The sequence below is a fragment of the Massilia sp. genome, from assembly GCF_032106685.1.
Classification (GTDB): domain Bacteria; phylum Pseudomonadota; class Gammaproteobacteria; order Burkholderiales; family Burkholderiaceae_D; genus Telluria.
The window spans coordinates 12,353-24,052 of record NZ_DAMCPG010000043.1 but is presented as its reverse complement, the minus strand read 5'-3'; the positions used below and the strand labels follow the sequence as shown (position 1 = coordinate 24,052).

The 11,700-nt window shown below is 62.2% G+C and carries 12 protein-coding genes and 3 pseudogenes; 9 read left to right on the top strand and 6 right to left on the bottom strand.

All coding sequences use genetic code 11. The annotated features are described in order from the left end of the window. Positions 1-50 precede the first annotated feature (50 nt). A complete protein-coding gene (gene polA, locus RT688_RS19565; protein WP_313706511.1) occupies positions 51-2,789 on the bottom strand; it encodes a DNA polymerase I in 2,739 nt (912 codons plus the stop codon). 184 nt (positions 2,790-2,973) lie between these two features. Between polA and RT688_RS19560 the strand changes: the two genes are divergently transcribed. The 4 genes and pseudogenes from RT688_RS19560 to RT688_RS19545 form a co-directional block, all read left to right on the top strand. Then, a complete protein-coding gene (locus RT688_RS19560; RefSeq protein WP_313706510.1) occupies positions 2,974-3,414 on the top strand; it encodes a hypothetical protein in 441 nt (146 codons plus the stop codon). A gap of 295 nt (positions 3,415-3,709) precedes the next feature. After that, positions 3,710-3,973: a helix-turn-helix domain-containing protein gene (locus RT688_RS19555; RefSeq protein WP_313706509.1), complete on the top strand. Its 264-nt coding sequence runs from the start codon at positions 3,710-3,712 to the stop codon at positions 3,971-3,973. 2 nt (positions 3,974-3,975) lie between these two features. Beyond that, complete coding sequence (locus tag RT688_RS19550) at positions 3,976-5,322, top strand: type II toxin-antitoxin system HipA family toxin (RefSeq protein ID WP_313706508.1); 1,347 nt, start codon at positions 3,976-3,978, stop codon at positions 5,320-5,322. 286 nt (positions 5,323-5,608) lie between these two features. Continuing rightward, positions 5,609-6,130: pseudogene (locus RT688_RS19545) on the top strand (IS481 family transposase); the annotation flags it as partial. Between the two features lie 272 nt (positions 6,131-6,402). On the opposite strand, the gene RT688_RS19540 reads toward RT688_RS19545, so the two are convergent. The 4 genes and pseudogenes from RT688_RS19540 to RT688_RS19525 all read right to left on the bottom strand — a co-directional run bounded on the left by RT688_RS19540 (position 6,403) and on the right by RT688_RS19525 (position 8,955). Then, positions 6,403-7,509 carry an S-(hydroxymethyl)glutathione dehydrogenase/class III alcohol dehydrogenase gene (locus tag RT688_RS19540; RefSeq protein ID WP_285382216.1) on the bottom strand — a complete coding sequence of 369 codons (1,107 nt, stop codon included), beginning with the start codon at positions 7,507-7,509 and terminating at the stop codon, positions 6,403-6,405. Between the two features lie 214 nt (positions 7,510-7,723). Next, positions 7,724-8,086: pseudogene (locus RT688_RS19535) on the bottom strand (zinc-binding dehydrogenase); the annotation flags it as partial. Then, positions 8,065-8,211, bottom strand: coding sequence for a hypothetical protein (locus RT688_RS19530; RefSeq protein ID WP_285382214.1), 147 nt, complete (start codon positions 8,209-8,211; stop codon positions 8,065-8,067). The gene RT688_RS19530 and the pseudogene RT688_RS19535, both read right to left, overlap by 22 nt. A gap of 3 nt (positions 8,212-8,214) precedes the next feature. Further along, positions 8,215-8,955, bottom strand: coding sequence for an SDR family oxidoreductase (locus RT688_RS19525; protein WP_313706507.1), 741 nt, complete (start codon positions 8,953-8,955; stop codon positions 8,215-8,217). A gap of 135 nt (positions 8,956-9,090) precedes the next feature. On the opposite strand from RT688_RS19525, the gene RT688_RS19520 reads away from it, so the two are divergent. The 3 genes from RT688_RS19520 to RT688_RS23885 all read left to right on the top strand — a co-directional run bounded on the left by RT688_RS19520 (position 9,091) and on the right by RT688_RS23885 (position 10,758). Further along, complete coding sequence (locus RT688_RS19520) at positions 9,091-9,999, top strand: LysR family transcriptional regulator (protein ID WP_313706506.1); 909 nt, start codon at positions 9,091-9,093, stop codon at positions 9,997-9,999. Between the two features lie 85 nt (positions 10,000-10,084). Further along, positions 10,085-10,474, top strand: a complete 390-nt coding sequence (locus RT688_RS23890; protein ID WP_312551781.1) for a hypothetical protein — start codon at positions 10,085-10,087, stop codon at positions 10,472-10,474. A gap of 8 nt (positions 10,475-10,482) precedes the next feature. Further along, complete coding sequence (locus RT688_RS23885; RefSeq protein WP_409521952.1) at positions 10,483-10,758, top strand: hypothetical protein; 276 nt, start codon at positions 10,483-10,485, stop codon at positions 10,756-10,758. Between the two features lie 103 nt (positions 10,759-10,861). On the opposite strand, the pseudogene RT688_RS19510 reads toward RT688_RS23885, so the two are convergent. Beyond that, positions 10,862-10,978: pseudogene (locus tag RT688_RS19510) on the bottom strand (integrase core domain-containing protein); the annotation flags it as partial. Between the two features lie 78 nt (positions 10,979-11,056). Here RT688_RS19510 and tnpA point away from each other — a divergent pair. Both tnpA and tnpB read left to right on the top strand, forming a co-directional pair. Continuing rightward, complete coding sequence (tnpA, locus tag RT688_RS19505) at positions 11,057-11,353, top strand: IS66 family insertion sequence element accessory protein TnpA (protein ID WP_312551783.1); 297 nt, start codon at positions 11,057-11,059, stop codon at positions 11,351-11,353. Then, complete coding sequence (gene tnpB / locus RT688_RS19500; RefSeq protein WP_312551784.1) at positions 11,350-11,691, top strand: IS66 family insertion sequence element accessory protein TnpB; 342 nt, start codon at positions 11,350-11,352, stop codon at positions 11,689-11,691. The genes tnpA and tnpB overlap by 4 nt, the downstream gene beginning before the upstream one ends. Positions 11,692-11,700 lie beyond the last annotated feature (9 nt).

Genomic DNA, 11,700 nt, shown 5'->3' with positions numbered 1-11,700 from the left:
CCACGCGGCGATATGCGTCCGCCGATCAGCTGCATACGAGCCGCTTACCTTTAGTGCGCTTCCTCCCAATTGCGCCCCACCCCGGTCTCGGCGACCAGCGGCACCTTCAGCTGGGCCACGCCCGCCATCAGTTCCGGCAGTTTCTGCTTGACCAGTTCCAGCTCGCCTTCCGGCACTTCGAGCACCAGTTCGTCGTGCACCTGCATGACCATGCGCGTGCCGAGCTTCTCGGCTTCGAGCCAGCCCTGCACCGCGATCATCGCCAGCTTGATCAGGTCAGCCGCCGTGCCCTGCATCGGCGCGTTGATCGCCGCGCGTTCGGCGCCGGCGCGGCGCGGGCCGTTGCCGGAATTGATCTCGGGCAGCCACAGGCGGCGCCCGAACACGGTCTCGACGTAGCCGCGCGCTTTCGCCGCCATGCGGGTCTCGTCCATGTACTGCTTCACGCCCGAGAAGCGCGCGAAGTAGCGCTCGATGTAGTTAGCGGCCGCCGCGCGTTCGATCTGCAGGTTCTGGGCCAGGCCGAAGGCGCTCATGCCGTAGATCAGGCCGAAGTTGATGACCTTGGCGTAGCGGCGCTGCTCGGACTGGACTTCATCCGGCGCCACGCCAAAGATCTCGGCGGCGGTGGCGCGGTGGATGTCCTCGCCTTCCGCGAAGGCCTTCAGCATCGCCTCGTCACCCGAGATGTGGGCCATGATGCGCAGCTCGATCTGCGAGTAGTCGGCCGAGACGATCACGCTGCCCGGCGGCGCAACGAAGGCTTCGCGGATGCGGCGGCCTTCGGCGGTGCGGACCGGGATGTTCTGCAGGTTCGGATCGTTCGAGGCCAGGCGACCGGTGATGGCCACGGCCTGCGCGTAGTTGGTGTGCACGCGGCCGGTGTCCTGGTTGACCATTTTAGGGAGCTTGTCGGTATAGGTCGACTTCAGCTTGGCCAGGCCGCGGTGCTCGAGCAGGACCTTCGGCAGCGGGAAGTCCTCGGCCAACTTCTGCAGCACCTCTTCGTCGGTCGAGGGTGCGCCGGTGGCGGTCTTCTTGATCACCGGGAGCTGCAGTTTGCCGAAGAAGATCTCGCCGATCTGCTTGGGCGACCCCAGGTTGAACTGGCCGCCGGCCAGTTCATAGGCCTGCTGTTCCAGCTCCATCAGGCGCGCGCCGATCTCGCGCGACTGCGCATCGAGCTTCGCGGTGTCGATCAGCACGCCGTTGCGTTCGATCTTCTGGAGCACGATCTGGGTCGGCAGCTCGACCTTCTCGTAGATGTAGGTCAGGCCCGGGTCCTTCATCACGTGCGGCAGCATGGTCTGGTGCAGGCGCAGGGTGATGTCCGAATCCTCGGCCGCGTATTCCTTGGCGCGCTCCAGCTCGACCTGGTCGAAGCAGATCATGTTGGCGCCCTTGCCGCAGACGTCGACGAAAGGAATCGTGGTGTAGCCGAGGTGGCGCATCGCCATCGTGTCCATGTCGTGCGGCTTGTGCGACTCGAACACATACGACTGCAGCAGCGTGTCGTGCACAATCCCTTTCAAGGTCACGCCGTGGTTGTTAAAGATGTGCATGTCGTACTTCAGGTTCTGGCCGAGCTTGGGCTTGTCCGGATTTTCCAGCCAGCCGCGCATGCGCTCCAGCACTTCTTCGCGCGGCAACTGCTCCGGCACGCCGGCGTAGCGGTGCGCCACCGGGATGTAGGCGCCCTTGCCCGCTTCCACCGACAGCGAGATGCCGACCATCTGCGCCGTCATCGGGTCGAGCGACGTGGTCTCGGTGTCGACCGAGGTCAGTTCGGCGGCGTCGACCATGGCCAGCCATTTATCCAGCTGCTCCCAGGTGGTAACGAGTTCGTACTCGCCCTTGATGATGGGCATGCCCGGCAGCGTCTCCTGCGCGCCTTCCGGGGAGTTCAACGCGGGTGCGCCCACGCCAGGGCCTTGCGACAGTTCGCGCAGCATGGTCTTGAAGCCGTAGCGCTGGAAGAAATCGCGCAGCGCGTCCTTGTCTTCGGGACGGCCGACCAGGCTTTCCTCGATCGACACCACGTGGTTCACCAGGTCGCAGTCGGTCTTCACCGTGATCAGTTCGCGGCCCTTGGGCAGCCATTCCAGCGCCGCGCGCAGGTTCTCGCCGACCGCGCCACCGATGCTGTGGGCGTTCTCGATCACGCCGTCGAGCGAGCCGTGCAGGGTCAGCCATTTCAGCGCCGTCTTCGGGCCGCACTTGGTCACGCCGGGCACGTTGTCGACGGTGTCGCCGATCAGGGTCAGGTAGTCGATGATGCGGTTCGGCGGCACGCCGAACTTGGCCAGCACGCCGGCCTCGTCGAGCTTCTCGTTGCTCATCGTGTTGATCAGCATGACCTTGTCGTTCACCAGCTGGGCCAGGTCCTTGTCGCCAGTGGACACAATCGTGTTCATCCCCTTCGCTGCGGCCTGCACGGCCAGGGTGCCGATCACGTCGTCCGCCTCCACGCCCTCGACCATCAGGATCGGCCAGCCCAGGTGGCGCACTGCCTCGTGGATCGGGCCAATCTGCTTGCCCAGGTCTTCCGGCATCGACGCACGCGTCGCCTTGTACTCGGGATACATGTCGTCGCGGAAGGTCTTGCCTTTCGCATCGAACACGCAGGCGATGTAGGCGGCCGGGTAGTCGGCGCGCAGGCGGCGCAGCATGTTGACCATGCCGTGCATGGCGCCGGTCGGGAAGCCGTCGGGGCTGCGCAGGTCGGGCAGCGCGTGGTAGGCGCGGTAGAGGTAGCTGGAGCCGTCAACGAGCAGCAGGGTATTTTGCATAATGGGAATGAATAGTGGAGCTGGCCGGGTGGCCGAAAGTGACAGGCATTATCGCAGAATCCGGGCTGGGCCAAGGCGGCTGAGGGAAGTTAAACTTGCCACAAGAGCAATAAAGTGCGTAGACTGGGCCTTTCATAATGCCTGCAATCGGCCAGGAGCAGACGTTCACTTCTAAGGAGAACTGATGGAATCTCAACTTACGATTCAAGCCCTTTGGGAAGACGACGGCTTGTTGACTATCGATAGTCGTGCGGCAAGTTGGGGTTTCGTCGGAAAAACTCAGGTCTATACGACCTATGAAGCGTTAAAGAAATGGGCGGGAGAGCTTGCCGCTCTTCCACTCGTTGCAGGGCAATCTGTCGGCTTTCAAGCAGGAAAGCGGAATAGCTATGCGTACCTTGGGGTCACAATTTCTGTTATCGACTCGGTAGGGCACTGTCAATGTCGTGTGGCGTTCGAATCGAGTTCGGTCCACACATGGGAAAGCAAGAACAAGCTTGAAGTCGAAATACTTACCGAACCGAATGCCATAGACCGGTTCATTGCCGGACTTATGGCTATCGTACAAACGAAAAATCAATGCGAAGCATGTCTGCTCGGCGTTGACAGCCTACCACCTACCTAGTCGAATGCGTTGTCCGCTTTGGGGCCAAGAGCGGACGTTCATGACTACGCAAAGTAAGAAATACAATCATGCCCAACGAGCAGATAGCGTAGTCAAGCATAGTGAGTTGCTACGACAGCCTGCCCAAGCTTGAGGGCCGCACTGTCCATCGCGATGCTATGCTGGCTCGACCGCTTGGCCAAGCGCTGCTATTTATCTGAATATCGGCTAAATGCTTTTTATCTGATATTCGGATATATTGACTTTATCTGTTACTCGGATAAAATCAACGTATCTGAATAGCGGATATTCGTCTATGTCCTTCGCGCCCGACTACTTTACGCTCTCTACGGCGTCTCACCTCGGTCAGCTCCTCAAGACCACGCGCAAACGGCACAAAATCACGCAAGCTGCGCTGGCAGTCCATGTCGGGGTCAGCCAGAACCGCCTCTCTCACCTCGAGAATCACCCCGAGGAAATCAGCGTCAAGCAGCTGCTCAGCTGGTGCTCGGCACTAGAGCTGGAGCTCAAACTCGGCGAAAGGGACACGTCGGCGGCCAGCAGCTCGGCAGAGTGGTAACCATGGGACGTCGCTCGCACAGCCAGACCCTCAATCTCTGGGCCAACGGAGAGTATGTCGGCCGCTGGACGGTCAACGCCGCCGGAAACTCGGAGCTGCAGTACGATGCCGGCTGGTGCGCCTCTCCGCGCGGCCGCCCTATCTCGCTGTCGTTACCCTTCAACCTGCACAATGAGCCGCTGAAGGGAGCCCGGGTTTCCCACTACTTCGACGGCCTGCTGCCCGACAGCGATTCGATTCGCAAAAGGGTTGCGGCCCGGTTCAAGACGGGTTCCATTGACCCGTTCGACCTGCTGGCCGCCATCGGCCGGGACTGCGTAGGCGCCCTGCAGCTGCTGCCGGATGGCGCCCATCCAGAGGGCCTTGACCATGTGGACGGCACTGTAGTCGATGACGAAGCCATCGAGCGCCACCTCCTGGATGTGGTGAACCCAGACCATCGCGGCGGTCCGCAGGCCCCAGACGACGACTTCCGGATTTCTCTGGCCGGCGCGCAAGAAAAGGACGCGTTCCTGTGGTGGGATGGCAAATGGATGAAGCCGCGCGGCGCCACGCCGACAACGCACATCTTCAAGCTTCCAATCGGGCTGGTGGGCGGCCGCAAAGCTGACTTTTCGACCTCGGTCGACAACGAGTGGCTCTGCCTGCGACTGTTCAAGGAATTCGGCCTGCCGACGGCGAACGCCGAGATTGCCACCTTTGGCAAGCAGCGTGTCCTCGTCGTCGAGCGCTTCGACCGGGTGCGTGCGGCCAATGGCCGGCAGCTGTTCCGGCTCGTCCAGGAAGACTTTTGCCAGGCCACCGGCGTGTCGCCTCTGGTGAAGTACGAAAATGAAGGCGGCCCGGGCCTGAAGCAAATTTTTACCCTGGTCCAGCAGTCGCAGCAGGCCAAAGAGGACATGCGCACGCTGATGGCGTCGCAGCTGCTGTTCTGGATGATGCGCGCGCCGGACGGCCATGCCAAGAACTTCAGTATCCAGCTGCTGGCCGGCACGGGGCGTTTCAAGCTGACGCCCATCTATGATGTGATGTCGGCCTATCCCGTCATGGGCCCAGGCCCGAACCAGTGGTCGGAACACGAAGTCAAGATGGCAATGGCCCTCCTCGGCAAGAACCGGCACTACCTGGCGCGCGACATCCAACGACGGCACTTCAACAGCACCGCGAAAATGGTTGGCTACGGCGCTAACGCGGAGCTGCTGCTCCAGGAGTTCATCGCCCGCACGCCGGACGCCGTGGAGAAGGTCCGCAGTGAGCTTCCGGACGGCTTCTCAGCCGTAGTAGCGGACAAGGTTCTGGATGGCGTGCTGGCTGCGGCGCACGCGCTGGAAGCAATGCCGCCAAGCTAAAAACGCCTAAAGCCCTGTCCTTATCATCAGAGCAACAAGGGCGTACACTGAGCCGTTCCAAACGTCTGCAACCGGCCAGAAGCAGACGTATCGTACAGCTGCAGTTTCGTGAGGAGATGAGATATCGACAGTCTGGATGAATTGCTGAGCAGGCTAACTGTTTAGTTCCGTGCGATCATATTCCTCGCCGTAGTTGGCCTTTGTTCCGTGCAAAGGCTATGCTGGGCGACTTGATTGCCGGGTTCAGCAGTCCCGGCATTCAATCGCACCAGGAGCAGTTGGCAGCATGAGTTCACGCATTCACCCGCAAGCCCGTACCACCCCGAAAATCCGGCAGGAGATCAAGGATTCCGGTCTGTCTGACCGTGAGGCTGCAAAGGTCTTCGGCATCACGCGAGCGACGGCTGCAAAGTGGCTCAAGCGGGACAATGTGCAAGACCGCTCGCACCGTGCCCATACACTGCATACGACCTTGAGCGCAGCCCAGGAAGCCATCGTCCTGGCACTTCGCCAGTCGCTCTATCTTCCCCTTGACGACCTGCTGTTCGTCACGCGGCAGCACATCAATCCCGACGTCGCCCGGTCAGGCATTGCACGCTTGCTCAAGCGCGAGGGCATGTCGCGGCTTGAAGACGTGATCCCGAAGGCCGAAGGCGAAACCATCACGCCCAAGAAGACCTTCAAGGACTACGAGCCGGGCTTTATCCATATCGATATCAAGTACCTGCCTCAGATGCCCGACGAGACCTCGCGTCGCTACCTGTTCGTCGCCATCGACCGCGCCACGCGCTGGGTCTTCATGCACATCTATCCGACCTGTGGACAGACGGTGAGCAACGGGCACCGTTGTCCACAGGCGGTCCACAGGGAAGCGCGCAGCGCTTTGGAAACGTGAAAAAACAAGTATTACATTTGGGCGGTTCTGGCCGGACAGATTGCGCCGCAATCCGGACCGCGGAAAAAGGCACGCCGCGACGCAAGGCGTAAGGAGGAGTCATTGCGAGCTATGGCGACGCCGAGCAACGCAGCAGAGCGCGGCCAGAACCGATCCAAATGTGACAGTTATTTTTGAACGGCTCCTTAGTACAGCACCACCGAGCGGATCGATTCGCCCCGTTTCATCAGGTCGAATCCTTCGTTGATGCGATCGAGCGTCAACGTGTGCGTAATCAGTTCGTCGATGCGCAGCTTGCCGTCCATGTACCAGTCGACGATCTTGGGCACGTCGGTGCGGCCGCGCGCGCCGCCGAACGCGGAACCCTTCCATTCGCGTCCGGTCACCAGCTGGAATGGACGGGTGCTGATTTCCTCGCCCGCCGCCGCGACGCCGATGATGAACGACTGGCCCCAGCCCTTGTGGGTGCACTCGAGCGCCTGCCGCATCGTGGTGGTGTTGCCGATGCATTCGAACGAATAGTCGGCCCCGCCGTCGGTCAGCTGGACGATGTGGTCCACCACGTTCGCCACTTCCTTCGGGTTGACGAAGTCGGTCATGCCGAAGCGGCGCGCCATCTCGACCCGCGCCGGGTTGATGTCGACGCCGATGATCTTGTTGGCGCCGACCATCTTGGCCGCCTGGATCACATTCAGGCCGATCCCGCCCAGCCCGAACACGACCACGTTGGCGCTGGCTTCGACCTTGGCCGAAAATACCACCGCGCCCACCCCGGTGGTGACGCCGCAGCCGATATAGGCGGCCGTTGCGAACGGTGCATCCTTGCGGATATTGGCCAGCGCGATCTCCGGCACCACGATGTAGTTCGAGAACGTGGACGTGCCCATGTAGTGGAAAATCGGCTTGCCGCCGATCGAGAAGCGTGACGTGGCGTCCGGCATCAGGCCCCTGCCCTGCGTCGAGCGGATCGCCTGGCACAGGTTGGTCTTGCGCGACAGGCAGAATTTGCACTGGCGGCATTCGGGTGTGTAGAGCGGGATGACGTGGTCGTCCTTCTTCACCGTCGTCACGCCGGGGCCGACGTCGACCACTACGCCCGCACCTTCATGGCCGAGAATAGCAGGGAAGATGCCTTCCGGATCCGCCCCGGACATGGTGTAGTAATCGGTATGACAGATGCCAGTCGCCTTGATTTCCACCAGCACTTCACCCGCCCTAGGCCCGGCCAGGTCCACTTCTTCGATCGTCAGTGGGGCGCCTGCCTTCCATGCAATTGCTGCTTTTGTTTTCATAGCTGATATGGTTGTTTAGATAAAAATGAAAGCGTGCCCGACAGCCCGGGCCGCTTAGGAGCCGCTCAAGAATTACTGTCACATTTGGATCGGCTCTTACAGGCGCGCTGCGGCGTTGCTCGTCGTCGCCATTGCTCGCTATGACTCCTGCGCGCGCCTTGCATCGCATCCCGCCAGAACCGCCCACATGACACACTAATTTTTTCACGGCTCCTTAGAATCCGGATAGGACGATCTTGCCGCGCGCCTTGCCGCTTTCGAGCAAGGCATGCGCGCGGCGCAGGTTCGCGGCGTTGATCGCGCCGAAGCGCGCCGCCAGCGTCGAACGCAGCACGCCGCTGTCGCTCAGATCGGCGACCCGGGTCAGCAAGCGATGCTGCTCGATCATGTCGGCGGTCAGGAACATCGAGCGGGTGTACATGAATTTCTAGTGCAGCGAAATATTCTTGCGCTTTAGGAGCAGCAGGTCGAACGACTCGGGGTCGTCGATCAATCCCAGCTTTCCCTGCGGCGCCAGCGCGGCGACGATCTCGGGCAGGTGCTGGTCGGTGTGCGTCAGGCTGGCCACAAGGTCCACACAGACACCGCATGCACTTCCACCAGCAGGTCGCGCCCCGTGGCGACAGGGTCCGGCAACGTGATGTTGATCAGCGATTCAGGCGCGGAGATGGGAAGTGCCGCGCGATAGGCAACCGCTTTCATGGCTTAGAACTCCTGGGCGGTGGGGCGCAGCACGATTTCGTTGATGTCGACATCAGCCGGCTGTATGATCGCGTACGCAATCGCGCGCGCCACCGCATCGGACGGGATCGCCATCTCGTAGAAGTCATGCACCGCGCTCGCGCTCTCGGCGTGGCTGCTGCCGTGTTTCAGTTCCGATTCGACGGCGCCCGGGGAAATGACGGTGCTGCGGATCTTGCCGCCGACTTCAGCGCGCAGGCCTTCCGAGATGGCGCGCACGGCGAACTTGGTGGCGCTGTACACGGTCGCGTTGCCGAACATCTTCAGCCCGGCCACCGATGCGATGTTGATGAAATGGCCGCTTTCCTGCTTCTGGAACACGGGCAGCGCGGCCGCAATTCCGTACAGCACGCCCTTGACGTTAATGTCGAGCATGCTATCCCACTCGTCGACCTTCAGTTCGGCAAGCGGCGCCACGGCCATCAGGCCGGCGTTGTTGATCATCACGTCGAGCCGGCCGAAATTGGTCAGCGCGGTCTGCACCAGCGCCACCACGTCCTGCTTGCGGGTCACGTCGGTCACGACGATTTCGACCTTGCCGCCGGCGCCCCGGATGTCCGCGGCCAGCGCTTCGAGCCGATCCTGGCGGCGCGCGCCCAGCACCAGGTGCGCGCCCAGCGATGACAGTTGGCGCGCGGTCGCTTCGCCCAGGCCGCTGCTGGCGCCGGTAATCACGACTACTTTGCCTGCGATATCTTGGTTCATGAGTGCTTCCTTCGAAAGGGATGGGGTTCAGTTCAGGACACAGTATGAAAGTGCGGCGCAGCGTTGTATATGGAACAAGAGCGATTTCAGAATTCAATTTTGTGGAATAATCGACGGCTACCAAGGAGTTCCTGCTTGCTGAACCAGACTGACCTGATACGAATCTTTTGCGCCGCTGCCGAATCGTCCAGCTTCCGCGAGGCCGCCGCGCGGCTCGGCATTTCGCCGCAGGCGGTGACGCGTGCGGTCCAGCAGCTCGAGCGCCACTTCGGCGAAGTGCTGTTCCACCGCAGCACGCGGCAGATCCGCGTGACCGAGTTCGGCGGGCAGCTGGCCGCGCGCGCGCGCGATTCGCTGCTGCAGCTCGATGCCTTGTTCCAGCGCGCCAGCGATTCGGCCGAACCGGAACTGCCAACCCGCGTGCGCATCACGGCGCCGCGCAGCCTGGCGCGCATGCACTTGCTGCCGGCCCTGGCCAACCTAGCGCTGGCGCATCCGTCCATCATCGTCGACTTGCGCCTCGGTGATGCAATTGCGGACGTGGTGGACGAACAGATCGATATCGGGGTGCGCTTGGGATTCATGCGCGACAACCGCTTCGTGGCGCGCGCAGTGACCAAGATGTCGTTCGTGATTGCCGGCTCGCCTGCACTGGTGGCGCGCGCCGGGATTCCCGCGTCGCCGGACGCGCTGGCGGCGCTGCCGACCACCGGCTTTGTGGATAGTAGCAGCGGCAGGGTGTGGCCATGGTACCTGGCCGACGACAAGCAGTTCATGCCGGCCTCCTCGGCCTTCATGACCAACGATCCGGAGGCCGAGCGCGACGCCGTGCTGGCCGGCGTCGGCTACGGCCAGTTGCCGTACTACCTGGTCGCTGCCGACCTGGCAAGCGGACGCCTGGTCACGGTGCTCGACGAGTTCGCGCCACCCGCGTGGGATGTATTCGTCTATCGTCCGCAGCGCGGTCCAGTGCCGCCGCGCATCAGGCGCGTGTTCGACGCGATCGTCGAAGCTTTTTCCGACCCCGCGCTGGCGCGCGCCTGAGGCAGCGCGCCAGCTGCCCGCTCACGTCATCGCCGCCGGCGACGTCCCCAGCGCGGGATAGTCGATGTAACCTTCGGACGGCACCATGATCGAGGCATGGGCATCGGTCAAGAGCTTCACCAAGACGGATGGCAGCGGACCAACGCCGAGCGATGAAGTGCGCAACGCCACGGTTGACTTCAAGGGCGAAAAGCGATCCAACGAGACGCATCAATCGACGACCGATCCGGACGCGCGGCTATACAAAAAGGGCAACGGCGACAAGTCCAGGCTGTGCTATCTGGGCTACGCGCTGATGGAGAACCGCAACGGCCTGGTGGTCGACGCCACCACCACGCTGGCGAGCGGCACCGCAGAACGCAACGCTGCGCTTATCATGGCCAAGCGCAGCATCGAAAAAGCCGGCGCGACACTGGGCGCCGACAAGGCTACGACGCGGCCGAATTCGTCAATCAGTTGTGCGACCAGGGCGTGACTCCGCACGTGGCGCAGAAAAAACACAGCGCCATCGATGGACGGACCACGCGCTACGCTGGCTATGCGGTCAGCATCAACAAACGCAAGCTGGTCGAGGAGATCTTCGGCTGGAGCAAAACCATCGGCGGGCCGTGCAAGGCGCGCTTCGTCGGCCTGGCGAAGGTACGCACAGACCACGTTCACATTCGCCGCCTACAACTTGACACGCATGGCGACCATCTTTGGCTGGCGTTTGTCGGCGATAGTGGGATAACTCCGTCCAGAGTGGGCGGAAAGTACTAAAAGTACCAAAAAGCAGCCTTAAAAGCGGCCAGAAACCGGTTTTTAGGCTGGATGCGGGTTACAGCCCGAAAAATTCGTGCTTTGGGCGACAAAAACCGGAGGGCTAGGTGTGAAATTGCAAGAGGTTGTTAGGGTTAGTTGAGAGCCTGGACATTGGCGCCTTGCCGCCGATGCCTTGGTGCGGGCGATGCCAGTTGTAGTGATGGATCCAGTCACGCAACGGTAAGCATGCAGCCCACCTACCTATGATGTAGTGCCGACGACGGGCAGACTCGATGTTTTCCACCTCGAGGATCCCATGACCCGTCTCCGAATTCCCGCATCAACCTGGCACGAGCGCGTGGCGCACTGGCGCGGCACAGGCCTATCCGCTGAAGCATATTGCCGAGATCACGATATTGGCGTGGAGCGTCTCAAGTACTGGGCGCGCCGCGTCGAGCGGGCAGCAGGCAGCCCCCAGCTGCTTCCGGTGCGCATCGGTGTGCCGAGTTGCGCACCGGCCCTGGAGCTGCGCAGCCCTTCCGGCTGGAGCATGCGCATGGACACTGGCGTCGATGCGGCGTGGTTGGCCAGGCTGCTGCAGGAGCTGCGGTGAAGCTGCTGCCGGAGTCAGTCTGGCTGGCGCTCGATCCGGTCGATATGCGCACCGGCGTCGATGGCTTGTCCCTGCACGTGCAGCAGGCACTGGGCCGTGCGCCCTGCGACGGCACGGCCTATGTGTTCAGCAACCGGCGCCGCACGCGGCTCAAGGTGGTGAGCTGGGACGGCACCGGCGTGTGGATGTGCCTGCGCCGCCTGCATCGCGGCCAGTTCGTCTGGCCGGAGCCTGGCGACAAATGCTGGCAACTCAGCGCAGAGCAGTGGCAATGGCTGGTCATGGGCGTGGACTGGCAGCGCCTGTCGGCCCAGGCGCCCTCGCAATGGCGGCTGTAGGGCCGGCAC

Coding starts and splice junctions, on each gene's coding strand:
- RT688_RS19525 (WP_313706507.1), bottom strand. CDS start 8,955: ATGAACCAAGATATCGCAGGCAAAGTAGTCGTGATTACCGGCGCCAGC.
- polA (WP_313706511.1), bottom strand. CDS start 2,789: ATGCAAAATACCCTGCTGCTCGTTGACGGCTCCAGCTACCTCTACCGC.
- RT688_RS23890 (WP_312551781.1), top strand. CDS start 10,085: ATGATCGAGGCATGGGCATCGGTCAAGAGCTTCACCAAGACGGATGGC.
- RT688_RS19560 (WP_313706510.1), top strand. CDS start 2,974: ATGGAATCTCAACTTACGATTCAAGCCCTTTGGGAAGACGACGGCTTG.
- RT688_RS19550 (WP_313706508.1), top strand. CDS start 3,976: ATGGGACGTCGCTCGCACAGCCAGACCCTCAATCTCTGGGCCAACGGA.
- tnpA (WP_312551783.1), top strand. CDS start 11,057: ATGACCCGTCTCCGAATTCCCGCATCAACCTGGCACGAGCGCGTGGCG.
- RT688_RS19540 (WP_285382216.1), bottom strand. CDS start 7,509: ATGAAAACAAAAGCAGCAATTGCATGGAAGGCAGGCGCCCCACTGACG.
- RT688_RS19555 (WP_313706509.1), top strand. CDS start 3,710: ATGTCCTTCGCGCCCGACTACTTTACGCTCTCTACGGCGTCTCACCTC.
- RT688_RS19530 (WP_285382214.1), bottom strand. CDS start 8,211: ATGAAAGCGGTTGCCTATCGCGCGGCACTTCCCATCTCCGCGCCTGAA.